This is a genomic window from Kitasatospora sp. NPDC023120 (assembly GCF_055560835.1).
The window spans coordinates 118,395-143,064 of the sequence record NZ_JBVHHY010000015.1; the positions used below are offsets into that span (position 1 = coordinate 118,395).

The 24,670-nt window shown below is 72.6% G+C and carries 23 protein-coding genes and 1 pseudogene; 8 read left to right on the forward strand and 16 right to left on the reverse strand.

Annotated elements, in window-relative coordinates; all coding sequences use genetic code 11:
* Positions 1-33 precede the first annotated feature (33 nt).
* The 3 genes from ACZ3TI_RS22885 to ACZ3TI_RS22895 all read right to left on the reverse strand — a co-directional run bounded on the left by ACZ3TI_RS22885 (position 34) and on the right by ACZ3TI_RS22895 (position 5,561).
* The gene (locus ACZ3TI_RS22885; protein ID WP_465728971.1) at positions 34-2,760 is read right to left on the reverse strand and encodes a BREX system ATP-binding domain-containing protein; all 2,727 of its coding nucleotides are present in this window, start codon (positions 2,758-2,760) and stop codon (positions 34-36) included.
* A gap of 136 nt (positions 2,761-2,896) precedes the next feature.
* Positions 2,897-3,580, reverse strand: coding sequence for a YoaK family protein (locus ACZ3TI_RS22890; RefSeq protein ID WP_465728972.1), 684 nt, complete (start codon positions 3,578-3,580; stop codon positions 2,897-2,899).
* A 103-nt stretch (positions 3,581-3,683) separates the two neighbouring features.
* A complete protein-coding gene (locus ACZ3TI_RS22895; RefSeq protein WP_465729142.1) occupies positions 3,684-5,561 on the reverse strand; it encodes an amidohydrolase in 1,878 nt (625 codons plus the stop codon).
* 312 nt (positions 5,562-5,873) lie between these two features.
* On the opposite strand from ACZ3TI_RS22895, the gene ACZ3TI_RS22900 reads away from it, so the two are divergent.
* From ACZ3TI_RS22900 to ACZ3TI_RS22910, 3 genes are all read left to right on the forward strand, one after another.
* Entirely contained in the window at positions 5,874-6,536 is a 663-nt protein-coding gene (locus tag ACZ3TI_RS22900) for a hydrolase (RefSeq protein WP_465718036.1), read from the forward strand.
* 11 nt (positions 6,537-6,547) lie between these two features.
* Positions 6,548-7,030, forward strand: a complete 483-nt coding sequence (locus ACZ3TI_RS22905) for a DoxX family protein (protein ID WP_465728973.1) — start codon at positions 6,548-6,550, stop codon at positions 7,028-7,030.
* A 106-nt stretch (positions 7,031-7,136) separates the two neighbouring features.
* Complete coding sequence (locus tag ACZ3TI_RS22910; protein ID WP_465728975.1) at positions 7,137-7,910, forward strand: GPR1/FUN34/YaaH family transporter; 774 nt, start codon at positions 7,137-7,139, stop codon at positions 7,908-7,910.
* 139 nt (positions 7,911-8,049) lie between these two features.
* Here ACZ3TI_RS22910 and ACZ3TI_RS22915 read toward each other — a convergent pair whose 3' ends face one another.
* The 3 genes from ACZ3TI_RS22915 to ACZ3TI_RS22925 all read right to left on the reverse strand — a co-directional run bounded on the left by ACZ3TI_RS22915 (position 8,050) and on the right by ACZ3TI_RS22925 (position 9,933).
* The gene (locus ACZ3TI_RS22915) at positions 8,050-8,511 is read right to left on the reverse strand and encodes an SsgA family sporulation/cell division regulator (protein ID WP_465728977.1); all 462 of its coding nucleotides are present in this window, start codon (positions 8,509-8,511) and stop codon (positions 8,050-8,052) included.
* Positions 8,512-8,618: 107 nt separating this feature from the next.
* Positions 8,619-9,173: a Dps family protein gene (locus ACZ3TI_RS22920; protein ID WP_465728979.1), complete on the reverse strand. Its 555-nt coding sequence runs from the start codon at positions 9,171-9,173 to the stop codon at positions 8,619-8,621.
* Positions 9,174-9,207: 34 nt separating this feature from the next.
* The gene (locus ACZ3TI_RS22925; protein ID WP_465728981.1) at positions 9,208-9,933 is read right to left on the reverse strand and encodes an alpha/beta fold hydrolase; all 726 of its coding nucleotides are present in this window, start codon (positions 9,931-9,933) and stop codon (positions 9,208-9,210) included.
* Positions 9,934-10,208: 275 nt separating this feature from the next.
* Between ACZ3TI_RS22925 and ACZ3TI_RS22930 the strand changes: the two genes are divergently transcribed.
* Complete coding sequence (locus ACZ3TI_RS22930) at positions 10,209-11,045, forward strand: alpha/beta fold hydrolase (protein ID WP_465728983.1); 837 nt, start codon at positions 10,209-10,211, stop codon at positions 11,043-11,045.
* Between the two features lie 161 nt (positions 11,046-11,206).
* On the forward strand, positions 11,207-12,166 hold the full coding sequence (locus ACZ3TI_RS22935; protein WP_465728985.1) for a VOC family protein: 960 nt from the start codon (positions 11,207-11,209) through the stop codon (positions 12,164-12,166).
* Positions 12,167-12,264: 98 nt separating this feature from the next.
* On the opposite strand, the gene ACZ3TI_RS22940 is transcribed toward ACZ3TI_RS22935, so the two are convergent.
* The 4 genes from ACZ3TI_RS22940 to ACZ3TI_RS22955 all read right to left on the reverse strand — a co-directional run bounded on the left by ACZ3TI_RS22940 (position 12,265) and on the right by ACZ3TI_RS22955 (position 16,380).
* Positions 12,265-13,032 carry an alpha/beta fold hydrolase gene (locus ACZ3TI_RS22940; protein WP_465729144.1) on the reverse strand — a complete coding sequence of 256 codons (768 nt, stop codon included), beginning with the start codon at positions 13,030-13,032 and terminating at the stop codon, positions 12,265-12,267.
* Between the two features lie 124 nt (positions 13,033-13,156).
* A complete protein-coding gene (locus ACZ3TI_RS22945) occupies positions 13,157-14,005 on the reverse strand; it encodes a helix-turn-helix domain-containing protein (protein WP_465728987.1) in 849 nt (282 codons plus the stop codon).
* Positions 14,006-14,120: 115 nt separating this feature from the next.
* The gene (locus ACZ3TI_RS22950; RefSeq protein ID WP_465728989.1) at positions 14,121-14,954 is read right to left on the reverse strand and encodes an alpha/beta fold hydrolase; all 834 of its coding nucleotides are present in this window, start codon (positions 14,952-14,954) and stop codon (positions 14,121-14,123) included.
* A gap of 157 nt (positions 14,955-15,111) precedes the next feature.
* The gene (locus tag ACZ3TI_RS22955) at positions 15,112-16,380 is read right to left on the reverse strand and encodes a PucR family transcriptional regulator (RefSeq protein WP_465728991.1); all 1,269 of its coding nucleotides are present in this window, start codon (positions 16,378-16,380) and stop codon (positions 15,112-15,114) included.
* 563 nt (positions 16,381-16,943) lie between these two features.
* On the opposite strand from ACZ3TI_RS22955, the gene ACZ3TI_RS22960 reads away from it, so the two are divergent.
* Positions 16,944-17,399 carry an SsgA family sporulation/cell division regulator gene (locus ACZ3TI_RS22960; RefSeq protein WP_465728993.1) on the forward strand — a complete coding sequence of 152 codons (456 nt, stop codon included), beginning with the start codon at positions 16,944-16,946 and terminating at the stop codon, positions 17,397-17,399.
* A 647-nt stretch (positions 17,400-18,046) separates the two neighbouring features.
* On the opposite strand, the gene ACZ3TI_RS22965 is transcribed toward ACZ3TI_RS22960, so the two are convergent.
* The 3 genes from ACZ3TI_RS22965 to ACZ3TI_RS22975 all read right to left on the reverse strand — a co-directional run bounded on the left by ACZ3TI_RS22965 (position 18,047) and on the right by ACZ3TI_RS22975 (position 20,643).
* Positions 18,047-18,547 (reverse strand): hypothetical protein, encoded by a 501-nt coding sequence (locus tag ACZ3TI_RS22965; RefSeq protein WP_465728995.1) that lies wholly within the window; start codon positions 18,545-18,547, stop codon positions 18,047-18,049.
* A gap of 55 nt (positions 18,548-18,602) precedes the next feature.
* Positions 18,603-19,097, reverse strand: a complete 495-nt coding sequence (locus ACZ3TI_RS22970; protein ID WP_465729146.1) for a DUF3995 domain-containing protein — start codon at positions 19,095-19,097, stop codon at positions 18,603-18,605.
* 514 nt (positions 19,098-19,611) lie between these two features.
* Positions 19,612-20,643, reverse strand: a complete 1,032-nt coding sequence (locus tag ACZ3TI_RS22975; protein ID WP_465728997.1) for a PucR family transcriptional regulator — start codon at positions 20,641-20,643, stop codon at positions 19,612-19,614.
* A 117-nt stretch (positions 20,644-20,760) separates the two neighbouring features.
* On the opposite strand from ACZ3TI_RS22975, the gene ACZ3TI_RS22980 reads away from it, so the two are divergent.
* A complete protein-coding gene (locus ACZ3TI_RS22980; protein ID WP_465728999.1) occupies positions 20,761-21,675 on the forward strand; it encodes an alpha/beta hydrolase in 915 nt (304 codons plus the stop codon).
* A gap of 46 nt (positions 21,676-21,721) precedes the next feature.
* Positions 21,722-22,960 carry a serine hydrolase domain-containing protein gene (locus ACZ3TI_RS22985; RefSeq protein ID WP_465729001.1) on the forward strand — a complete coding sequence of 413 codons (1,239 nt, stop codon included), beginning with the start codon at positions 21,722-21,724 and terminating at the stop codon, positions 22,958-22,960.
* A gap of 359 nt (positions 22,961-23,319) precedes the next feature.
* Here ACZ3TI_RS22985 and ACZ3TI_RS22990 read toward each other — a convergent pair.
* The 3 genes and pseudogenes from ACZ3TI_RS22990 to ACZ3TI_RS23000 all read right to left on the reverse strand — a co-directional run.
* A pseudogene (locus ACZ3TI_RS22990) lies at positions 23,320-23,574 on the reverse strand (transposase); the annotation flags it as partial.
* A 252-nt stretch (positions 23,575-23,826) separates the two neighbouring features.
* Entirely contained in the window at positions 23,827-24,279 is a 453-nt protein-coding gene (locus tag ACZ3TI_RS22995) for a protease inhibitor I42 family protein (RefSeq protein ID WP_465729003.1), read from the reverse strand.
* The gene (locus tag ACZ3TI_RS23000) at positions 24,276-24,647 is read right to left on the reverse strand and encodes a hypothetical protein (protein ID WP_465729005.1); all 372 of its coding nucleotides are present in this window, start codon (positions 24,645-24,647) and stop codon (positions 24,276-24,278) included. Before ACZ3TI_RS23000 ends, ACZ3TI_RS22995 begins: the two co-directional genes overlap by 4 nt.
* Positions 24,648-24,670 lie beyond the last annotated feature (23 nt).

Below are 24,670 nucleotides of genomic sequence, written 5' to 3' on the forward strand. Positions count from 1 at the left end.
GGGGCGGACCGGCCCGCCGGGTGTTCCCGCAGGTCAGCGGCCATCCAGGGCGTGGGCGAGCGCCGCCCGCGTGGTGATCCCGAGCTTCGGGAAGATCTTGTAGAGGTGGGCCCCGACGGTGCGGGGCGACAGCTGGAGCTGCCGGCCGATCTCCTTGTTGGTCAGACCGGTCGCGGCCAGCCGGGCGATGCGCAGCTCCTGGCCGGTCAGGCCGGACGGGTCGGTGGCCGGTCCGTCCTGCGGCAGGGCCACCGAGTCGCCCGCGGCCCGGAGCTCCTCCTCGCACTGCGCCGCCCAGGGCGTGGCCCGCAGCCGGCGGAACCCGTGGTGGGCCACGCGCAGCGTCTCCCTGGCCCCGGGCCGGTGGCGGCGGCGCAGCCACGAGCCGTGGGCGAGGCGCAGCCGTGCGAGGTCAAACACCCACTGCTCGGCGCCCGGCACCTGGTACGCGGCGCGGTACGCGGCGTCGGCCTCGTCGTCGTCCGCGGCCACGGCGGTGGCGGCCGCACACAGGAAGGCGTGCCGGCCGGAGAACTCCGCCGAGCGCGACGCGGCTCCGGCCGCGAGGTGGGCCCGGGCCTCCTCGTGCCGGCCGGTGTGCACGGCGGCCGTGACCAGGTCGAGGACCAGGGCGTGGTGCCAGGGCGGGCCGCCGGGCAGGCGCCCGGGCGGGGTGAGTTCGCAGAAGTGGGCGTACGCCTCCTCGTAGCGCCGGTGGGCGAGCGCGGCCAGGCCGCGCAGGTGGGTCAGGCGGTCGAGGACGTAGCGCATCCGGGCGCGGGTGGCGGTCGGCCGGATGGTCCGCTCGATCTCCTGGAGCCCGGCCTCGTCGCCCCGGCCGGCCAGGAAGTGGGCGTAGTACTGGCGGAACATCAGGCCGTTGGTGTGGTAGCCGAGCTCGTCCGCCATCTCGGCCTCGCGCAGGCAGACGGCGGCGCGGTCCCAGTGTCCGAGCAGGTAGTCCTGGTGGGCCTTGGCCTTGGCCACCGAGCCCTGGGTGGCGTAGCCGTGCCCTCCGGCGAAGCGCTGCCACAGGTCGCCCATCGGGCAGTCCAGCGCCGAGGCCGTCCACAGCAGGAGCCAGGCCGCGCCGGCCTCCTGTTCCTCGGTCATGCCTTCGACCGTCGTCCGCAGGGCTGCGGCCGTGTCCGGGCCCGGGTCGGTCCAGGCCCGCAGGCAGAGCCGGCCCGCCTCGGAGACGTTCTCCCGGTGCCGTTCCAGGGCGCGCCAGGCCCAGGGGTCGTCCGTGTACGTCGCGGCCAGCAGGAGTTTGAAGTACATCTGCTCGACCAGTCCGCCGAAGGTGTCGGCGCCCGGCGCGGTCAGCGCGTCGAGGGCGGCGGGCAGCAGCGCGGCGGAGGACTCGAAGTCGACGTGGTGGCTCTGGTCGGCGTAGACCACCGCGTACGAGAACAGCGGGGCGATGTCCGGCGGGACGGTGCCGGCCTTCAGTTCCTCCACCAGGGCCGCGGTGTGGCGCAGCTGCCCGCCGCGGGCGGACATCACCGCGGCCCGGGTGAGCCTGCGGACGCGGTCGCAGGAGCTGGGGCTGAGGGCGGCGGCGCGTTCTAGCAGGAGCGCGCCCTCCGCCTCGCCACCCCGGTGGGCGAGGTCCTGGCCGGCCTCCTGGAGGCGGTGCGCGAGGCCCTCGTCGGGCAGCAGCGCGGCGGCCGCCTCGTGGACCAGCCGCCGGGGGTCCTCCGGCGCGAGGGCGCCGGACAGCGCGCGGTGGGCCTCCCGGAGCGCGGTGTCGGAGGCGGCGGAGACGACGGCGGTGCGGACCAGGGGGTGCCGGAACACGAGCTGCCCGGCCGGGTCGAGCCGGGCCAGGCCCTCCGCCTCGATCTGTTCCAGGATCTCCCGCGCGTTCTCGTCCGCGAGGGCGCGGAGCCACTCGGCGCTGCCGGAGTCCGGGCCGGCGGCCAGGGCGCCGAGCAGCAGCAGGCGGCCGACCTCCGGCGTCACCGTTCCGAGCCGTTCGGCGAACATCCGCTCCAGCTTCCGCCCCAGGGGCAGCCGCTCGGGCAGCGGAGCGGCTCCCCGCTGCTGGGCGTCCGCCAGTTGGCGCGGCAGCTCGACCAGCGCCAGCGGGTTCCCGGCGGCCTCGGCCAGGACACGCTCCTTGGCGGGTGCCGCGAGTTCGGGGAAGCGGGTGCCCAGTAGCAGGGCCGCGTCCTCCCGCGGCAGGGCCGGGACGTCGACGGCCTCGGCCGACCACCGCTGGGCGACCGGTCCGTCCGGGCGGGTGGCTCCGACGATCACCACCGGCAGCTCGGCGCACCGCCGGTGCAGGAAGGCGAAGACGGTCGTGCTCGACGAGTCGATCCAGTGCAGGTCGTCCAGGACCAGCAGCACGGGGGCGGTCCGCACCGCCTGTTCCAGCAGGGCCAGGGTGGCGGCGCCGACGGCGAAGCCGCTAGGGGTCCCGGAGCGGACGCCGAACGCGCTCTCCAGGGCCTCCCGCTGGTGCGCGGACAACGCGTCGGAACGCTGGAGCAGCGACCGGAACGCCTGGTGGAGGGCCCCGAACGCGAGGTCCGTCTCCACCTCCGTACCGACCGCGCGCAGGACGGTGAACCCCCGCTCGCGCGCCGCACGCTTCACCCAGGCCAGCAGCGTGCTCTTGCCGACACCGGCGTCGCCGCGCAGCAGGACGGTGGACCCGCTCGCGCCGTCCACGGCCTGGACCAGCGCCGCGGTCAGCAGCTCGGTCTGCCGCTGCCTGCCGACCAGGACCGGAAACCGTCTGTCCTCAGCCACTGATTCCTCTCCCTCGGGAAGGCCGGTCCGCTCGCCGGGCGCCCAAGGCTACCGCCCGCGGAATCCACCGTTCCCACCGGCGGGTACGACCCCGGGCCGGCGGCACGGCCGCCGGCACGGCCGCACCTACGGCGTGTCACTCGCGGTAGAGCAGGACCGAGGCACCCGCCAGGACGGCGCCGGCGACCAGCGCCCAGGCGATCTGTCCGTGCAGGACCAGCAGCGCGCCGGGGGCCGCGCCGGCGAGCATGGTGACGACGGAGAGGACTTTGCGGCGCTGGCGGGGGGCGGTGCCGCCGGCCGGCCGGGAGTCGGCGGCCAGGCCGGTCAGGGTGAGGGTCAGCACGGTGGTGGTGAGGTCCGGTATGCCCAGACCCCGCACGGTGGCGTTGCGGATGCCCATCGCCAGGGCGAGCAGGGCGATCACCACGTACTGCGCGGCCCCCTCGGGACGGTGGACGAAGAGGACGGCGGCGGCTGCGGCGTGCAGCGCGGCCTCCAGGGCGAAGGCCGTGCGCAGTCGCGCGGGGCGCCGGGTCGCGCTCTGCCGGGTCGCGATCCGGCCGGCCACTCCCGCACCGAGCAGGAAGGTCGCGAGGGAGGTCAGCGAGCCGGCGACGGAGAAGCCGGGCGCTCCGGCGAGGGCGAAGGCGATGACGACGACGTTGCCGGTCATGTTCGCGGTGAAGACGTGGCCGAGGCCGAGGTAGCTGATGGCGTCGATCAGGCCGCTGACCAGGGTGAGGCCGAACAGGGCCAGGGCCAGCGGGTGGCGGTCGTGGATCTGCGGTCCGGACGGCTGCGGCGGTGAGGTGGTCACGACGGCTCCTCGTGCGAGCAAAGGGGAATGCGGGGGTGGGGCCCCGCCTGATCCAGGCGGTGCCCCGTGACAGAAGTGGCCTTTTGTCAGAAGAACGCGTATGTCAAAAGAAGCAGGGATCCAGCGGCACCTGGGGCTGCCCGGGCAGAGCGAGGCCGCGGGCCGCCCGCCAGGCGTGCTGTTCGCCGGAGGCCGCCACGGCCTCCAGCACGCCTTCGGCCTGGTGCACGCCGGCCAGGCCGGGGGCGGGGGTGGCGTGGTAGCCGCCGAAGCGGGTGACCGGGCTCCACGACGGAGACACCTCGGGCAGCTCGGGCGCCAGGCCCTGGTGCTCCTGGGTGGCGTGGACGATGCGTCCGCCGACGACGGTCAGCACGGACTCGATGTGCGGGATGTCCGCCTCGGGCACGGTGAAGTAGTCAGCATTGAGCAGCGCCAGGTCCGCGTAACTGCCCACCGTCAGGCGGCCCTTGACCTCATCCTCGCCGGTGAGCCGGGCGCCGCCGAGGGTGTAGAGCTCCAGGGCCCGGGCGCGGTCGAGCCGGTTGTGCTCGGCTGCCAGGCGCCGGCCGCTGACGGCCCGGCCGGAGACCAGCCAGTGCAGGGCGACCCAGGGGTTGTAGGAGGAGACCCTCGTGGCGTCGGTACCCGCCGCGACGGTGAGGCCGCGGTCCAGCATCGCGCGCAGCGGCGGTGCCTCGGCGGCGGCGGGGGCGCCGTAGCGGGAGACGAAGGCCTCGCCCTGGAAGGAGAGGCGGTTCTGCACGGAGACGGCGCCGCCCAGGGCGGCGATGCGGTCGAGGCTGTCCGGGCTGACGGTCTCGGCGTGGTCGAAGAGCCAGCGGTTGCCCTGGGGGAAGAGCCCCTCGGCGGCGAGCTTCTCGAACACGGCGAGGTCCCGGCGGATCGTCTCGTCGTAGGTGGCGTGCAGCCGGAAGCCCCAGCCGTTCTCCGTCAGCAGGCGGACGGCCTTCTCGAACTCGGCCTCGTAGCTGCCGAGTTGCGGCCGGGGTTCGGTGAAGTTCTCGAAGTCGGCGGCGGCCCAGGTGAGGTTCTCCCCCGCGCCGTTGAGGCGCAGCCACTCGTCGCCTTCCCCGGGGCGGACGGTGTTGACCCACCGGGTGAGGTCGTCCAGCTCCTGTCCCGCGGTCTGCGGGAAGAGGTGGTAGGCGATGCGCAGGGTCAGCTCGCCGCGGCGGGCGAGCTCCATGACGGTGCCGTAGTTCTCGGGGAAGCTCTGGAAGCCGCCTGCGGCGTCGATCGCGGAGGTGAGGCCGAAGCGGTTGAGCTCGCGCAGGAAGTGCCGAGTGGAGCCGATCCGGTCGGCCTCGTCCAGGGTCGGCGCCTTGGCCAGGGTGGAGTAGAGCAGCAGGGCACCCGGAGCGGCGATCAGCAGGCCGGTCGGTTCGCCGTCGTGGCCGCGCACGATCTGGCCGCCGGCCGGGTCGGGGGTGTCGCGGGTGAAACCGGCGGCACGCAGGGCGGCCTTGTTGAGCAGGGCCGACTGGTAGAGGTGCAGCACGAAGACGGGGGTGTCGGGCGCCGCGGCGTTGAGCTCCGCCAGGGTGGGCAGGCGCCGCTCGGCGAACTGGTCGGCGGACCAGCCGCCGACCACTCGCACCCACTGGCCGGGCGGGGTGCGCTCGGCCTGCAGCCGGAGCATCGCCAGGGCCTCGCGCAGCGTCGGCACGCCGTCCCAGCGCAGCTCCAGCACGTAGTTGAGGCCTCCGCGGATGACGTGCAGGTGCGCGTCGTTGAGTCCGGGCACGGCCCGGCGGCCGAGCGCGTCCACCACGCGGGTTCCGGGGCCGACCAGCGGGACGACGTCCGCGTCGTCGCCGACCGCCTGGATCAGTCCGTCGCGCACGGCCACGGCGGTGGCCTGCGGGCGGCGCGGATCGTTGGTGAACACCTTGGCGTTGCGCACGACCAGGTCGGCGGGCTGCTCGGGAGTGCCGGGACGGACCCCGGCAACGGGCATGGTGGACAAGGGAAGTCCCTTCGATCGGTGGTCTTTCGGCGCGGGGCCGCCCATCGAACCTAGGCAGCCGACGGCGGGCAAGGGTCTCCGCAGCGCATCGCCAGTTGCCCGGCAGTGCACTTCGGCGGCCGGCGAGCCCGGTTCGGCCGGTGGTGCGTTGTGGGAACAGCCCCGGGCGCACAGCGAGCAGAACCTTCCGCCCGTCCCGGCCTAATGTCGTTGACGTGACGCCGAGCCGATCCGGCCGGTGTCTGACGCAGTGTCAACTCCCTGCATCCCCATCCCCTGCACCCCCGAGGAATGAGAAGAATCATGGTCGACTTCGCCAACGTCCACGCCGCCCCGAGCCCGGACCTGCTCACCCCGGACAACGCGATGATGCTGTTCGTTGACCACCAGCCGCAGATGTTCTTCGGCACCGGCAGCGGCGACCGCACCGCCATCATCAACGCCACCGTCGGTCTGGCCAAGGCCGCGAAGATCTTCGACGTGCCGACCGTGCTGTCCACCGTCGCCGCCGAGTCCTTCTCCGGCCCGATCCTGCCGCAGCTGCAGGCCGTCTTCCCCGACCAGGAGGTCATCGACCGGACCAGCATGAACGCCTGGGAGGACGAGGCCCTGGTCGAGGCCGTCAAGGCCACCGGCCGCAAGAAGATCATCCTGTCCGGCCTGTGGACCGAGGTCTGCCTCGTCCTGCCGGCGCTCTCCGCGCTGGACCAGGGCTACGAGGTCTACGTCGTCGCCGACGCCTCCGGTGGCGTCAGCCCGCTGGCCCACGAGCACGCCCTGCAGCGCATGACCGCCGCCGGCGCCGTCCCCGTCACCTGGATCCAGGTCCTCCTGGAGCTCCAGCGAGACTGGGCCCGCACCGAGACCTACGTCGCCGTGACGGACCTGGTCAAGGAGCACGGCGGCGCCTACGGCATGGGCATCGTCTACGCCCAGTCGATGATCAACCCGCACGCCGCCGGCTGACGGTGTCCGAGATGAACACGGGTCTACTCCTGCTGCGTCTGGTCGCCGGCCTGCTGATCGCGGGCCACGGCGTCCAGAAGGTCAGCTTCCACCTCGGTGGCGGCGGGCTGGAGGGCGGCAGCGCCGAGTTCCGGGGCGACGGCTTCCGCGGCGGCAAGCTCACCGCGATAACCGCCGGCGGTTCCCAGATCGGGGCCGGGCTGATGCTGGCCGCCGGTCTGCTCACCCCGCTGGCCGGCGCGGGTGTGATGGGCGTGATGACCGTCGCCCTTACGGTCAAGTGGCCCCACGGGCTGTGGGTTCAGCACGACGGGTACGAGTTCCCGTTCGTCCTGGTCGTCATCGGCGCGGCACTGACCGCGACCGGCCCCGGACAGTGGTCGGTCGACGGGGCCCTCGGCCTGGCCCACTGGCCGCTGTGGTGGCTGCCCACGGCCGTGGTCGCCGGTGTGGGCGGCGGCCTGGTCACCCGGTTCGCCCTGCACCGCAGCTGAGGCGGCCGGAACCGGACGGGCCCGGGCCCCTGGATGGGAGACCACCCGGGGGCCCGGGCCCGTTCGGCACGAAGAACACGAAGTACCGAGAGTAAGGAGCGAGTTGATGCCGGCGACGACGAAGGAAGCGAAGCGCGTACCCGAAACCGACCCGACGGCGGCCGGGGCGGGGACACCCGCGACACCCGCGACCGCGGACCAGGCGCACGACCCCGGCGCCGGGCCGGACCTGCACGCCATGACCCGGATCGCCCTGCGGCCCATCGCCTCGCCGATGCCCCTGGGCTTCTTCACGGTGGCCATCTCCTCCGCCGTGACCAGCAGCCTGCAGCTCGGCCTGATCGACGGCGCGCACCGGCAGGCCGTGGCGCTCACGGTCTTCTCCGCCTTCGTTCTCCAACTGCTGGTCAGCGTCCTGGCGTTCGGAGCCCGTGACGTCATCGCGGCGACCCTGATGGGCGGGTTCGCCGGCGCCTGGCTGGCCAACGGGCTGGTCACGGCGACGGGCTCCCAGGGCGGGGCGCAGGTGCTGGGCGTGATGAACCTGGTGTTCACGATCTTCGCCGCCCTGATGGCCTCGGTGGCGAGGCCGAAGAAGGTGCTGTGGCTGCTCCTGCTGATCGCCGTGCCGCGCTATTTCGTCGCCGGCCTCCACGGCGTCTCGGGCGCGGCCTGGCTGGGCCACACCGCCGGCGCACTCGGCATGCTCCTCGCGGCCGTGGCGATGTACGCGGCCTACGCCCTGATGCTGGAGGAGCTCCGGGGCAAGGAGGTCCTGTGGATCGGGCGCAGCGGTCCCGTCCGGGACGCCATGCATGCGGGACTGGCCGGCCAACTGAACCGGCTGGAACAGCAGGCGGGGGTGCGCCGCACCCTGTAGCCGGCGCCCCGTCCCACCGATCGGCCCCGCCACGGACGTGACGCGATTCGGCTGTGCTCGTACCGAGGACCGGTACGAGCACAGCCGAATCGCGTTTCACTTCCGGCCCCGAGGCGGGATCCCCTGACCCGTGGCCGCCTCAGCGACCCCCGACCAGTCGGCTCAATTCGGCGTCCCAGTCGATCAGTTCGGCCTCGCCACCGCGGGGAACGAGGGCGAAGCTCCGCTCGCGCAGCCAGCTGTGCACCGGCTCGACCGGGACGTCGATCGAGGCGGTGCCGTCGTCCCCCCGGAGCGTGATCCGCAGCCGCCGGCGACCGTGGCAGCGGCACGGCGGCGAGATCCGCACGTCGCCCATCCCGGCAGGCCGCTGTAGGCCCTTCCAGAGCAGGTCGCGGGAGAACTCCCAGGTGCCGACCTCCGGGTCGGAGCCGGGGAACTCCATGACCACCGAGAACGGCTCGTCGCCGCGGTACACGAAGCGCACCGGAAGATCGATGAACTTCCCTTCCCCCAGATGGAGTTGGGCATCAACGGTGAGCGCGGCGGAGCCCGCGCCCGCTCCGGGGCCCTGGCCGGGGAACGGATGGCGTCCGGACACGGTACCTCCAAGGACGGTGAGAGAAACGAAAAGTGCCGGGCCCGCCGACGAACGGGCCCGGCACTGAGCGGAGCCGGGCCTGCCGACGAAACAGGCCCGGCCCGCGGTCACTCCCCGCGCTCGGGGGTGACGACCAGGTGCTCGGCGAGGAACCAGACCTGGGTCTCGCCGGTGCGGATGATCTGGGACACCAGGAGGTCCTGGGTGCCGTCGTCGCCGAGCTCCGCCGTACGGGTGGCGGCGTCGCGGACGTCGGCGAGCACGGTCTCGTGCGCGTCGAGGAGGCGCGAGAGCATCGACTGCGTGCCCTCGATGCCGTCCGGCGGGCGCGGCACGCCCGTGATCTGGGCGGCGTGACGGGGGTCGCCCACCGCGACGCCGCCGAGGCTCTGCACCCGTTCGGCGAGCGCGTCGACGAGCTCCAGCTGCTCCCGGGCGTGCTTGTCGAAGAGCAGGTGCAGCTGGTAGGCGGTCGGCCCGCGCATGCCCCAGTGGTACTTCTTGTACAGCGCGTACAGGAACTGGGTGTCCGCGAGGATGCGGTTGAGCCGCTGGCACGAGTACTGCCGGGCGTCGTGGGAGAGCGCGATCGGCAGCTGGGTGACGGTGCCGAACTCCTGGGTCTCGGGACCGTGCTGGTGGAGGCGCGGCTGGCTGGTCATGGTGCTCCTGGGACTAGGTGGTTGCGGGGGACGGTCAGTTGGCCATGGCCCGGACGGCCTCGCGGATCACGTCGGCGACGCGCTCGGGCTGGGAGAGCATGACCAGGTGCGAGGAGTCCACCTCGACCGTGGTGGCCCCGGCACGCCGGTAGCCGAACCGCTGGACATCGGGGTTGAGGGTCCGGTCGGCAGCCGCGACGATCCCCCAGGACGGCTTGCTCTTCCACGCGGCGGTGGGCGCGGCCTCGCCGAACGCGGCGGCGGCGAGTGGCCGTTGGGAGACGGCGAGGACCCGGGCGAGGCCGGGGTCGACGTCGGCCGCGAAGATTGCCGGAAGGCGGTCGACCTCCACCGAGACGTCGGTGCCCTCGCCGCTCCCGTCCTCCAGCGGGAAGGGGGAGTACACCAGGGCGGAGGCGAGCTCGGAGTCGGGGAAGCCGCCCTGCAGCTCACCCAGGCTCTCGCCCTCCTCCAGCGCGTAACCCGCCAGGTACACCAGCGCCTTGACGTTCTCCTCGGCTCCCGCCACGGTGATCACGGCGCCGCCGTAGGAGTGGCCGACCAGCACGACCGGCCCGGGAATCCGCCGGACCACCGACGCGATGTACGCGGAGTCCCCGGTCAGGCTTCGGTTGGGCACGGCCGGCGCCACCACTTTCAGTCCGTCGACCAGTAGCTCGGGGATGACCCGGGCAAAGCTGGAGGCGTCGGCGAAGGCGCCGTGCACCAGCACGACGGTGGGCATGTCGTTGGTCGTCATGAAGGGGTCCTTACTGGGGCCTCGCCGAGGCCTCCGGATCATTGGCATCTGTGGCCCTCAGGCTAGGAACGCACGAGCCCGGGGCCTGTTCCGACGGCGCACTGCCTGCGGTCGATCCGCGCACCGGATGCAGGGGTCGGGGTCCCGTCGCCAGTGCGCACGACCTCAGCGCTCTCGGACGATTCAAGGTGCTCTCAGAGGCAACCGGCCGGCGGCGGCCGACCCTAGCCTGTGTCCCGTCGCAGCCATCCGCTGCCGTAGGGAAAGGAAAACCCATGCCGTACATCACCGTTGGCCAGGAGAACTCCACCTCCATCGACCTCTACTACGAGGACCACGGCTCCGGGCAGCCGGTCGTCCTCATCCACGGCTTCCCGCTGAACGGCGCTTCCTGGGAGCGTCAGAGCGCAGCCCTGCTGGAGGCCGGCTACCGGGTCATCACCTACGACCGCCGCGGCTTCGGCCAGTCCTCGCAGCCGACCACCGGCTACGACTACGACACCTTCACCGCGGACCTCCACACCGTGCTGGAGACCCTCGACATCCGGGACGCCGTGCTGGTCGGCTTCTCGATGGGCACCGGCGAGGCCGCCCGGTACGTGGCCACCTACGGCTCCGAGCGGATCGCCAAGGTCGCCTTCCTGGCCTCGTTGGAGCCCTTCCTACTGAAGACCGACGACAACCCGGACGGCGCCGCCCCGAAGGAGTTCTTCGACGGCATCGTCGCGGCGGTGAAGGCCGACCGGTTCGCCTTCTACACCGACTTCTTCAAGGACTTCTACAACCTGGACGAGAACCTCGGTACCCGGATCAGCGAGGAGGCCGTCCGCAACAGCTGGAACGTCGCCGCGAGCGGCGGAGCCTTCGCCGCCTCGGCCGCGCCGACCACCTGGTACACCGACTTCCGCGCCGATGTCGCCCGCATCGACGTTCCCGCCCTGATCCTGCACGGCACCGGCGACCGCACCCTGCCCATCGAGAACACCGCCCGCGTCTTCCACCGGGCCCTGCCCTCCGCCGACTACGTCGAGATCGAGGGCGCCCCGCACGGCCTGCTCTGGACCCACGCCGAGGAGGTCAACGCCGCCCTGCTGGCCTTCCTCGCGAAGTAGTCCCGATCGGCCGCGACACCCCCCGACCGCGGCCGGCCGTCCCACCGGTACCGCCGGCGCCGTCCTGTCCCGGACGGCGCCGGCGGTACCGGCCACCCATCCGCGCCCGGCGTCCCGTTCACCGGGGACGCCGGGCGCGTGCCACGACCAGGAGGTCCCCCGTGAAGCTCCGCTTAGCCCGCCGCATGGTCCCGCTGGTGGCGACGCTCGCCGCGCTGACGGCGATCCCGGCCGCCTCGGCGGCCCAGGGCACGTACCAGAGCACGACCGCCAGCACGTCCCAGGGCGCCGCGGCCGAACGGCCGGGCACCCATCGGCACTTCGCTGTCGGCCCGCAGTACGACTCCACCCACGTCTACGTCGAGCCCGGCACCGAGCAGGCCTTCGTGGCCAGCTGGGTGGCCACCTTCGGCGGCACCACGATCGGCCCGGTCTCCACCCAGGTGACGCCGACACCCAGCCGGACCCTCTCGGAGCTGGTGGTCTCCCCGGTGGGCACGCTGTCGGTGTTCGACTACACCACGCCCGTCCCGTACCCCTTCGGCACCGAACGCACCGGCTGGCTGGTCACCGACCTCGACCAGGCCGTCCGCGCCGCCCAGGCCGACGGCGCGACCGTCACCGTGGCGCCGTTCGCCGACCCGATCGGCCGCGACACCATCGTCCAGTTCCCCGGCGGGATCAGCACCCAGCTCTACGTACACACCACCCCGCCCTCGTACCCCGCCCTGGCGAGCGTGCCGGAGAACCGGCTCTACCTCTCATCGGACGCGGTCGGCGCCTTCCTACGCAGCTACCTCCCCTTCACCGGTGGCCGGATCGTCTCCGACGACCGGCGGGCCGACGGCGCCGCCCTCGGCCTGCCCGGCACGACCTACCGGCTGATCCGCCTCACCTCGGATTTCGGCACCACCACGGTCGCGGTGACGGACGGCCACCTGCCCCACCCGTTCGGCCGCGAGCTCACCGGCTACGGCGTGTCCGACCTCGGCGCCACCCTGGTGCGCGCGACGGCCGCCGGCGCCTCGGTGCTGTCCGGACCGGTCCGCTCGGGCGGCCGGGACGGCGCCATAGTGCGGTTCCCCGGCGGCTACATCGCGGAGATCCACACCGACCGCTGACCGGCGGGACGCAGTCGTCGACGGGCGGCCGGGCGACGAAACGCCCGGCCGCCCACCCACACATGCGCCGGCCCGCACCCGGGCGTGCACTGTCCGCCTCACCGCCCGTCAGGCTCCGTTCCCGTGACCGGGGGGCGTCCCCCGCAGTACGCAACCGACCTGGCGGCGTCCTGGACGAGCTCAGCGACCGTGGTCGGGCGGGAGACGGCCACCGCGTGGGAGGCGTCGGGCAGTTCGAGGACCGTGGCACCGGCGCGCCGGGCCGTGAAGCGCTGGACCTCCGGGGGCAGCGCCCGATCGGCCCCCGTCACCAGAGCCCACGAGGGCGTGGTGCGCCACGCCGCCACCGTCGGTGCGTCGGTGAGCACCCGCTCGGCGACGGGGCGCTGGAGCGCGGCCAGCACCTGGGCTACCTCCGCGTCGAGGTCGGCGGCGACGAGCAGCTGGAAGCAGTCCGCGGGCACGGTGAGCTCCGTCGCCCGGTCGGTACCCCCGGTCGTGAACTCCGACCGCCGCAGCCGCGGGATGAGTGGCGAGGGATCGAAGCGACTCGCGAGCGCGTCGTGGCTCTCCCCCACGTCGGGGAGGTAGGCGGCCACGTAGACCAGCGCGAGGACGTTGGGGGCGGCGCCTGCCTCCGTGATCACAGCACCGCCATAGGAGTGACCGACCAGGACGACGGGGCCGTCGATGCCCGCGACGACGGAGGACAGGTAGGCGGCGTCGTGGGCCAGTCCGCGCAGCGGGTTCGCGACGGCGAGGACCGTCAGGCCGCGTCTGTGGAGTTCGGCGATGACGCCGAACCAGGTGGTCGCGTCGGAGCAGCCGTCGTGGACGAGCACGACGGTGGGCCGGGTGGAGTGCATGGCTGCCTTTCGGATGGCGCCCACGGCGGGACGCGCCGGCCGACGGGCAGACCGTGCCGCCGGCCCGGCGGGACATGGCGTCGGCCGGCGGAACCGCGGCATCGACGGCGCCGGGGTGGAGGAATCAGGAGGCCGGACTGCGGCCGTCGGTCTGCGCGGCGTAGGCCTGCCACTCGCGGGGCGAGAGCCCGTAGGCGTCGCGGAACGCCCGGCTGAAGTGGGAGTGGCTGACGAACCCCCACCGGTGCGCGACGGCGGAGACGCTGGTCTGCCGACGGGACGGGCGCTCCAGCTCCCGACGGCACGCGTCCAGCCGTCGCCGCCGCACCCACTGGCCCACACTCATCCCGTCCTGCTGGAAGAGCTTGTGCAGGTAGCGCACCGAGATGTGCTGCGACCGGGCGATCGATTCGGGCGCGAGGTCCGGATCGGCGAGGTTCTCCTCGATGTGGGCGCGGATCCGCGCCAGCAGCTCGGCCGAGCCGGTCGGGTGCTCCGGACTCTCCCGTTCGAGCAGCTCGGTCACCAGGATGGCGACGATGTCGGAGACGCTGCGGGCGAGGTGGTTGCCCGGCCGGGCCCGGTGGGCCCGGGCCTGGGAGGCGAGGGTCCGCAGGAACTGGGAGGCGAGCGAGCCGACGCCCTCGTTCCCGCGCGCCATCAGTCCGCCCGTGCGCCGTACGTCGCTGTGCCGGACGCCCAGGTAGAAGCAGGGGACGCGGAAGTGGACCATCCGGCACTCGGCGTCCTGCAGCAGGCCCGCCGGGTGCACGGCGGTGCCGATCAGCAGGTCCCCGGGAGCGAGCGCGGCGCTGACGCCGTGGCGCCGGAGGGAGGCCGCGCCGCGGACGTGCAGGGCGACGTAGAGGCAGTCCTCGGGGTCGGTCCCGGGCGGTGGGGAGAGGATGTCGATGCAGCCGCTGCCGCCGTCGTAGGCGGTCCGGCCAAGCTGGTGGTATTCGGTTTCGGGCATGGGTGAGGGACCCGACGGGATCACGGGAGGCTCCGACCGGTTCGAATCGTTCAGGTGCAGGGAGGGTTGCCCGCCGCTCGGCGCCCGGTGGCGGCGCCGTCGGCGGCGGGGGGGTTCAGGAGAGGAACTTCTCCACGACGGCGTTGAACGCTCCGGGGTTCTCCAGGAACGGGAAGTGCGAACTCGCGACGTCCTTCGGGAAGACGTGGAGGCGGGCGCCGGGGATCCGCTCGGCGATGAAGCGCTGCGAGTCGGGGGCGACGTGGCTTCCCTCGCAGCCGAGGACCAGGGTCGGTACGTCGATGCGGTCGAGGACGTCGCGCCAGTCCTGGGCGCAGTGGTCGAAGAGCAGCGGAACGCCCGCGTACGCCGGGGTGGACCGGATCTGCCCGGCCACGAAGGCGAGCAGGTCCGGGTCGGTGTCACCGCCGAACATCGAGCGGACGAAGTCCTCGCGGACCTCGGCGCCCTCCGGGCCGGCCAGCGCGGCGCCCAGTTCCAGGAGCCCCGCCACGTCGAAGATGGCGCCGGACTCGCGCTGCTCGGCCGGTGTCATCCAGGGCACCGCCGCCACTGCGGCCGGCTGGTCGACCAGGACGAGCCGGCGGATGCGGCCGGTGCCGTACTGGTCGACGAAGCTCCACCACACCGAGGCGCCCATCGACCAGCCCAGCGCGTCGAAGGCGCCCAGGCCCAGGTGGTGGTCGACCAGGCCGAGGACGTCGCGGGCCAGACGCGCGACGCGGTAGCCGTGGCGCGGCTTGCCGGAGCGGCCGTGGCCGCGGAAGTCCACCGTCACGACGCGCCGACCCGGCGCCAGTCCCTCGAACTGGTGGCGGAACATCTCCTGCGTCTGCCCCCAGCCGTGGAGCATCACCAGCGGGACTCCGTCGCCGCCGCTGTCGCGGTAGGCCAGGCGCACACCGTCGTTCGTGATCAGTTCGTGCATGGTGCTCGTTCTTGTCCGTTCGTGTCGGCTCTCAGGTCAGGGAGTCCGGAACCCGCAGGTCGCCGGGGGGATGAGCGGCAACTCGTCGTGAGGATTCTCGCGGTACATCGAATCCGTTGGCCACCGACCAACGTAGGGATTTCCTGACGCAGCTTCATCACTCTGTAGCAACGGCGCGCTTCAGCGCCGCGCCCGGAGGGGCCTGCAGCAGGTCCCACAGCCGCAGCCCCATGTGCAGCACCAGACGGTGCGCGCCGTTGTCCAGGTCCAGGCCCGTGATCTCCTGGATCTGGCGCAGTCGGTAGTACAGCGAGGTGCGGTGGAGCTCCAGGACCTCCGCGGTCTTGGGCACCGAACCGGCGTGCTCCAGGAAACAGCGCAGGGTCTCCTCCAGCCGCGAGTTGCCGCCACCGTCCAGCAGACGCCGCAGCGGCTTCGGCAGGAGGGAGTCGTTGAGCGCGCTGTCGGGCAGCTGGAGGAACACGGCGTACTCCCCGAGCCGCTCCCAGTCGCCGATGCCCTCCAGCCGGGGCAGCCGACGGGCCGCGCGCGCCGCCACCCGGGCCTGGTCGTAGGAGATCCACGCGTCGGCAAGCGCCGTCCGGCGTCCGCCCACCCCCACCACCGCGGCCGCCCCCGGGCCCAGGAAGGTCGTCAGCGAGCGGACGACGGCGCGGCACTGCTGCTCCAGGTCCTCCTCCGCCGGTTCCCGGTCGAAGACCTGCACCAGGACCGCCCGGTCCTGCTCGATCGCCGCCAGGCCACGAGCCGTACGGGTCTGCCGGAACGGCTCCAGCGCGCCGCGCAGGGCCACCGCGATCTGCCCGGACGGCCCCCACTGGCCGGGGACGGCCACGCTGGTCACCACGACGTGGGGGCCCGCCGACAGGAGCCCGTCCTCCAGCAGGCGCCGGTGCGCCGCGCAGCGCTGCGCCGAGTCCGAGCCGACCAGCTGGTTCACCAGTCGGCGGATGTGCTGCTCGTCCTCGTCCGAGGCCAGGTGCTCGGCGTACATCTCGACCGCCACGGCGTGGGCGACCCGGTCGATGGCCTCGGTCTCGGCCGCGGTGAGGGGCTCCCCCGCCGCCACGACCATGAGGATGCCCAGCATGTGGCCCCGCTCGCGGATCGGGACGCAGTAGCGCGGCTGCAGCCCCAGGTCGTCGCGGCCCGGCAGGACCCCCGGACAGGTCCACCGGGCGACGCCCTGCGACAGCACGTAGCGGATGGCCTCGTCGTCCGCGATGCCCTGCAGCAGGGTGCGCACGCGCACCCGGTCCTCGTCACCGAAGTGCCGGCTGGTGCAGATCATCCGCACCAACGGGTCGTCGAGGACGACGGAACGCCCCAGCTCCTCGGCCAGGCCGTCCACCAACGTCTGCAGCGCCTCGCCTCCCGAAGGCGCGCGCTGAATCCACCTCTGCATGATCAAAAGCCTCCCGGCGCCATTCATACAAGGAGCGAAACGGGATGGACAAACCTTCAACAAAGCGAGGATTCGGGGGTCCTCCCCGGCCGACGGGCAGTCTCCCCGGACGGCGGGCACGCCCGGACGAAGCTCCACTCGCGACACCCGGGGAACTTCGTGATTCACCAAGTCGGCTGCAATGGACGTAAGTTGAGATCAGGCCATCCGGTGCGACGATCACCGGACCGGTCACCGGGCCGCGCCGCTCCCCGAGCGCCGGACCGGGCGGACGTGACAACGAGGACCCCGCGTCCCACCCTCCACGCCGGGCGAACGGTGCGCGGATCGTCAGCTCGCGGTGCACGGCCGGAATATCCGGGCCGATACCGGTTCCTAGCCTGAGGAGCGATTCCGCCTCCCCCTGCTCCTCGGCAGCTCCCAGGGCCCGAGGCGAGAGCGTCGCGCCGCCACCGGCACCGGTACCCCCGACCGTCCGGCGCGACCCGTCCCGACCGGACGGCCCCACCCGACCCCGCTCGGGCCCCTCCCGACCCCGTTCCGACGCCGCCCCAGGAGAAACCGTGCCCGCCCACCACCCCCTTTCCAGCCCCCAGCCCCGCCCGGAGACCACCAGCACCGGCGTCATCCTCGACGCCCGACTGGTCCTCGGCGAGCACGAATCCGTCGACATCCCGGTGCGCCTCGGCTACCGCGGCGACGACCCGCTCGCCGTCGCCCTCCAGTTCCTCGGCCCCGCGGCGGAAGCCGGCACCTGGCGGTTCTCCCGCGACCTCCTGTGGGAGGGTCTGCAGAAGCCCGCCGGCCTCGGTGACGTCCGCATCTGGCCGCCCTGCACCTGCCACGGCCGCGCCTCCCTACGCATCATGCTCAGGGGCGTCGACAATGTCGTCCTCGTCGACCTCCCGCCCCGGCAGGTCCGGCGCTGGCTCCGCCGGGAGAGTTTCACCCTGGTCCCCCAGGGGTCGGAGGACACCCTGATCGACTGGACCGCCGAACTGGACGGCCTGACCCGCTGACACCCACCGGCCCCGGCCCCCGGCTCAGCGCTCCCGGGCCCCGGGCCTTCGGCGGCCGGCTCAGACGTGCCTCAGCGCCCGCAGGCCTACCAGGCGTCGGCCGATGCCTTTCCGGCGAGCTCCCGCAGGTTGCGGACCACCGCGGCGCTCGCCCGCGCGCGCGACGGAGCCGCCCCGGCACGTCCAGCACGGGCGCAGCGCGGCCTTCTCCTCCCGGGCCTTCTCCAGGCGCTGGAGCGCGGCGGCGGCCTCCTTCTCCTGGCGTTCCTGGTGCTTCTCGTGGCAGGGGTAGCAGCGGCCGCCGAGGCATCGGGTCCACTGTCCGTGGATCCCGTACTCGTAGGTGCTCTTCTCCTACGGGACCTGGCCGCATCGGCGCAGGCGAGGGTCTGCATCAGCTCGCGGTGGGCCTGACGGGTCTTCTTCTCCCGGGCCTTCTGGCGCTGGTCGTAGGCGGCGCGGTAGTCCGGGTTCTCCAACGCGTCGATCAGGGAGTGCCGTCCGGGGTGACCGTAGCGCCACCATACGGGCCCGAGCGGCCGTGCTCGGCCAGGAGTTCCAACGAACGGAAAATCCAAACGAAACGGCCTAGCGGCAGTCCGCTGCCGCTTCGGCTTCTCGCCGGCGGGCGCCTTGTCGTGATGCGGTCAGGCTGTGGTCCGGGATATAGCCTGCTCGAGAACCTGGTGCATGACGTGAGGATGCCGGCTCTCGGCCGGGGCCCACAGGGCACGTGCTCTTTCGCCGTCCAGTTGGATGAAGGCGGCCAACAGCAGTGTGTGTGACCGACGTTGGAAGAGTAGCTGGCCGTGCAGTCCGAGGGTGGGGTCGGCGGAGAGGAGCAGGACCTCTGTGGTGCTGTGCCGCACCGGCCAGCCGAGCACGAACCCCTCACCCTGGGTCGGGCCCAGCTGCAGGCCGAGTGCGGTCCAGCCCTTCGTGAGGGCCCGTCGCGTGTCAGAGGGCGCGTCTTCCAGGACCGTGCGCGCCCATTGCTCGGCGGTGCGGTTCTGAGCCGGGTCGAGGTCGGCGACCAGGGCGTTCTCGTAGTCGATCCGGGCCAGTGTGCTGAGGGCCTGCGCGTCGGACGGCACCGGGACATGGCGCACCCGCTCCGGAGTCGCGGGATGTGATGTGGAATCAACCATGACTACTCCTCATGTGTGATGGGGGGCTATGTCGAACGTTCCCGGGTGACGGCTCTCAACCGATTCCGGTGGCAGCCGAGGTCAGAGACAGGAGCAGGGCACCGAGCGCGCCCACAGCGCCGTAGATCCGAAGTCTGCGCCGATCGTGCCGGTGGAGATACAGCGCGGTGGCCCCGGCGAAGGCCAGGCCACCGGCGATGAACCACGGCCCCCATAGGTAGAGGTACCAACTAGTCAGCCTGGCCAGGTCCGGCTCGACAGAGGTGGCCCCGGCTTCGACCAGCACACCGTGGACGACGAAGAGGCCGCCGTGCCACATGAGCAGGACCGCCGCGCCACCGCCGCAGAACACCAAGGTTCGGCTGATCCACGAGCTTCGCGGTTGCGTGAGGCCGATGCCGAGCAGCGTCCCGAAGAGCTTCAGGAAGCCGGTTATCACCAGGACGGCCAGGAACCACGGCTCTCCATCGTCAGCGAGCTTCACCAACGACGGCGACACCGTCGTCCGCGCACCGAAGGTATGGCCCGTCGCCCACACGAAACTGGGCACCGCGAACAAGACCCCCCATGCCGCAGCGACGTATCCAGGCCATGTGCTCTGGTGGAGGCGAAGTGCCCGCCGTGAGACGCGACGAGCTGTGTCGTCCAAGCGACGGGTGATCGACATGACTCGATCGTGATCCGGACCGTGCCGACGTGCGTCATCCGCGTGGCTGATCTGCCTCCCCCGTGCGGGCTACCTGGCCCGCGAGGAAGTCGTCGAGCATGGCGATCCGGACCTTCTCGGGAAACCGGCCGGGGTCGAAGAGAGCCTGGACGACGAGTCCGTGGGTGAAGGCGGGGGCGAGTTGTTTCGCCGCACCCGCACCGGCAGCAGCGGCTCGATTCGCCCCCAGAGGTCGTCCGAGAGCAGCCACGGCGGACCTTCCACCTCCCCACGGACGGCCTGACGAGCCACCGCGCGAGGAGACATGAACTCAATAGACCTTTCTGTTAGCTCCTCTGAACCTCCCCTCCCCCGTCTGCTCGTCGGCCCCCACGAGCGGGCGCGGGTGTCTCCAGGGTCAGTCGCCGAGGAGACGCCAGGCGGTGAGGGCGAGCTTGGCCCGGGTCAGGCCGGTGGGGTCGGTGAGATCGATTCCCAGGGTCTTCACGATCTGGTCAAGTCTACGGGCGACGCTGCTGTGGTGCAGGTGGAGCAGCTCAGCGGCGCGGCGCAGGGAACCGGTGGCGCAGTAGGTGTCCAGGGTGTCCAGGTCCTCCGTACTACCGGCGATCCGGGCGATGGCGGCGACGTCGGCGTTTTCGCGCAAGCTCTCCGGCGGCGTCTCTGCGAGCAGTGCCAGTGCACCCAAGTCGCCGTAGCGGACGGCTGGTTCGCGCCCGGTGGTGAAGCGCAGAGCAGTTCTGGCCTGTCGCCAGGACCGGTCGGGGCTTCCAGGCATGCCGAGGCCCGCGCGGACTCCGCCAGGCAGCCCGGCCAACTCCACGGTGGTGGCCAGGATGACGCCCATGTCGGCGAGCCCCGCCGCCTTCACCGGCTGTGCCGGGCAAATCAGCAGCCCGATCCGGTCGAGCGGCAGCGGCGAGCGCACGGCCACCACGCTGAGCGGTCCAGGGCCGAAGCCCAGCAGCCGCAGCGCCCGTGCTCTGGCCGCGTCGTCGCTGTCGGCGCTGATGGCGAGTTCGACCAGCGCCGGGTCGGCCATGGTGGTGCGGGCCGGGCCGTACCGTTCGACGGCAGCTGCGGCGGCGATGGCGAGCCGGTCGAGAAGAACGCCGTCCAGCAAGCCCGGCGGGCCGGGACGTTCCAGCCACACCATGCCGATCTCCTCCTCGTCGAGGGTGATCGGCACGGCACTGGACACGGGTGCCGGCGGGCCGGACGCCTCCGTACCGTGGGGTGAGACGCGGGTGCTCTCGCCCGTGCCGTGCAGCCGGATCCCGGCGACGCACTCGGCCAGGCCCGCCGAGGCCCGCGCGAGGGCGGGCAGGTCGACCCGGCGGCGCATCAGCGTGTCGTAGAACGTGACGATGCGGATCGCCCCGTCGACGTACGGATCGAGCCCCGACAGCCGTACGGCCAGTGCCTCCATTCCAGCAGGATAGAAGGACCGTTGCGGTGGTAGACGCGCCGATCGGCGCACGATCGGCACGGGACGCGCGACAGTTGGCGGCTGACCCGCGCGAGGGCGGTCGCCAGGATGGTCGGCATGGATCCCGAACTCGAGGCGTTCATCCCGCTGTTCCCCCGAACCGACCTGGCCGACCCTGTCGCCGCCCGCGGCAGATTCTCCGAACTGGCCGCCGCAGTACCGGCACCGGACACCACGAACCTGGACGTCGAGGACCGTACGGTGCCCGCCGACCCGGCCGTGCCGGTACGGATCTACCGGCCGCGCCGGGCCGACCGTGTGAAGCGCGGCCAGGCCGCCCTGGTCTGGCTGCACGGCGGCGGATTCGTCATGGGCGACCTGGACACCGAGCATCCCTGGGCCACCCTGATCGCCACCGGCTCCGGCGTGACGGTGATCTCGGTGGGCTACCGACTGGCCCCCGAGCACCCGTTCCCGGCCGCCCTGGACGACGCCTATGCCGTCCTGCGCTGGACGGCCGAACACGCGACCGCCCTCGGCATCGACCCGGAGCGGATCGCCGTCGGCGGCCACAGCGCCGGGGGCGGGCTCGCGGCCGCCGTGACGCTACGGGCGCGGGACGAGCGGGGACCGGCGATCCGCTTCCAACTGCTCAACCAGCCCGGGCTCGACGACCGGCAGGAGACCTGGTCGGCCCGGACCTTCACCAACACGCCCTGGTTCAACCGCGACAAGGCCGCCGCGTCCTGGCGGCACTACATGGGCGGCCGGCCGGCCACGCCGTACGCGGCCCCGGCCCGCGCCCAGGACCTGTCCGGCCTGCCGCCGGCCTACATCGCCACCGCCGAGCTGTGCCCGCACCGGGACGACAACATCGCATACGCGCTGCGCCTGCTTCAGGCAGGCGTGTCGGTCGAGCTTCACCAGTGGCCGGGCACCTTCCACGGGTCCCAGGCGATCTTGTCCGCCGAGGTCTCCCAACGGCAGAACGCCGAACTCGGCGCCGCCCTGCGCCGCGCCCTGGCCGGCTGAGCCGGGGCATCCCGTCCCATGCTCCAACCACGAGAGAGAGAACGTTATGAAGACCCGACTCGCCCTGGCCGCGAGCGCGGCCGCACTTTGCGTCTGCGCGGGCACCGTGGCAGCGGCGCCCGCACCAGAGGCAGGCGCCGCCCAGCCGACCGGTCTCGACGCCGAGAAGCTCCAGGCCGCCCTGGACGATGTCCACCAGGCCGGCGTTCCGGGGGTGTTCGCGGAAGTCCGCGACGAGGACGACACCTGGCGCGGCGCCTCCGGCGTCGCCGACCTCGACACCGGGCAGCCCGTCCGAGCCGGCATGCGCCAGCGCGTCGGCAGCGTCACCAAGACCTTCACCGCCGCCGCGATCATGCAGCAGGTCGAGCGGGGCCGGATCCGGCTGGACGCGCCGATCGGCGACTACCTGCCGCAGCTCGTACCGGGCGACCGCGGCCGGAAAATCACGGTGCGGATGCTGCTCAACCACACCAGCGGCATCGCCGACTACATCCCCTACGCGTTCCCGTCCATGGCGAAGTACCCACACGTGCCGGAGATGTCGCCGCAGAGCATCGACGACAACCGGTTCCGGCACTTCGAACCGGCCGAACTCATCAAGCTCGGACTCGACGCGCCGCCCGCCACCGAACCCGGCGCCGCCAAGGGCGTGTACTCCAACACCAACTACCTCTTGCTCGGGCAGCTCCTGGAGCACGTGACCGGCGTCGCCGCCCAGGAGTACATCACCCGCAACGTCATCGAACGCGCTGGCCTTCGGCACACCGGGTTCCCGACCAGCCCGCACATCGAGGGACCACACCCACGGATGTACGAGTCCTTCTACGGGAAGATCGACCCGCCGCGCGACTACAGCGTCTACGACGCGTCCTGGGTCGACGTGTCGGCCGGACTGGTGTCGACCACGGCCGACCTCGACCGGTTCTTCGCCCAACTGCTCGACGGCAGGATCGTCAGCCCGTCGTCCCTGGCGCAGATGCAGCAGACCGGACCGGTCCGGGCCCTGGACGGCACCACGATCCAGTTCGGCCTCGGTCTGGACAAGGTCGACATCGGCTGCGGCACCTTCTGGGGCCGCGACGGCTCGGCCTGGGGCGCCGGGACGATTTCCCTGATCCGGGCCGACGGCAAGCGCCAGATGTCCGTCGCGATCAACCTCCAGCGGTGGAACAAGCCGGACGCCTCCGGCCGGCCCCAGCCCCACCCCATCGACGGCGCGCTCACGGCCCTGTACCGGCAGGCGATGTGCGGCGGCGCCACCGACGCCGAGAACGCCTCATAGGTCTGGGTCAACACCCCCGCCCGCTCGTTGGCCTCCAACGAACGGGCGGGAGTCGTTCCTGGCCGTGTGCCGGGCCACCAACACCCCCACCGGTACTTCGCAAACCGGCTGCCGAGCGCACGGACGTCGGTCCGGTCGAAGCGACCGGGAGCTGCGGGGCTTGACGGTCGCCGCCCTCGCTGCCGCGGGCCACGCACCCTCCCCGCTGGGGACGGCCGCCCGGCGCGGTGCTGCAGCTCGCCCGCGCGTCCTGGTCGTGGCGGTCCGCTAGGCCGTTTCGCTTGGCGGTGCCCCAGGTGTCGGGCTGGCCGAAGACGAACTCGCCGCCGTGCCTTGGCGGGCGGCCCATGGTGCCGGGGACCCGCGGCGGGCAGGCCCTGCGCAGGACGCCGGTCCGAGCGCATCCGGGCCAGGATCTGCACGGGCAGGTCCTTCAGTAGGAAGGCCAGGCGGGGCGCGTCGTAGCCGGCGTCCGCGACGACGAGCAGGTCCGGGTCACCGGCGTGCCACTGTCCTGCCGAGATGCCGACCGGTCTACATATTCTGGCCCGCACCATCCCCACCGCGCATGAGAAGTCGGCCCCGCCGACTTCCTGCGCGCACTCGGCCAGCATGAGCGCGAATATGCCGACCGGTCTACATACTTCCGCCGCGACCGACTGCACCGCGCACGAGAAGTCGATCCCGCCGACTTCCTACGCACGCAAGGCGCCCCTCACCGTGGGCTGATCCCCGCACAGCGGCACGCGATCGGCGGTCGGTGGGCCCGCACAGCAGCCCGGCGGATCCGCTTTCGGCGCCCCCCGTACCCCGGGCCGCTCCCCGCTGACCGCTCCCCACTCCTGGCACCCCCGTTCGGGGAGCAGTCAGCGCACGTCTACGGTGAACTGTCGCTCGTCCTGGTCGGTGCCGTCCGGGTGGGTGGCGTGGTGGGGGTTGTGGAGGGTGATGGTGGCGCGGCCCGGGGTGGGGCCGGCGCGGAAGACGAAATAGTAGCGGCCGCCGGAGCCGGTCGAACCGGTGGCGCCGACCAGGTCCGCGAAGCCGAAGTCCTTGACGTACTCGTCGCCCACGGTCCGGACGGCGGCGGGGTCGGGGGCCGGGTCGGCCACGGTCCAGACCTGGCCGGTGACCCGGTGGGCGCTGACCTCGACGGAGAACAACTCACCCGGCTTGACGGCCAGTTCGCCGGAGGTCTGGGCAAACACCGTCCCGTGGTCGAGCTTGCCGGTGCTCATCCGGTGGACCACCACCGCACCCGCCACGCCCGCGACGGCCAGCAGGGCGACCACCGCGATCAGGATCCGACGCCACGTCATGCGCTCGCCTCCCGGTTGGTGACCCGCAGTGCCAGCACGGCGGCGACCGCCTCCAGCCACCGGGCGACCAGCAGGTCCCCGGTCGCGTCGCCGACCACCATCGCGGCCGCCTCCAGCCAGCCGCGCGCCACCGCCGCCGCAGGTCCGGGCAACGGCTCGGGCAGGGCGGCGGCGTAGCGGGTGCCGCCGGAGCGGACCACCTCGCCGAGGAAGACCAGGGCGCGCGGCATCACGCCGAGCCGGTCGACGGTGATCGCGGCGGCCACCGCGCCGTCGCCGAACAGCGTGGAACGGTGCGGTCCCGGTGCCGGCAGGCCGAAGCGCAGCAGCACCTCGACGTCCAGCTCGGCGAGATGAGAGTCGCTCATGGGGGGTGGGGTGGTGCTCAACT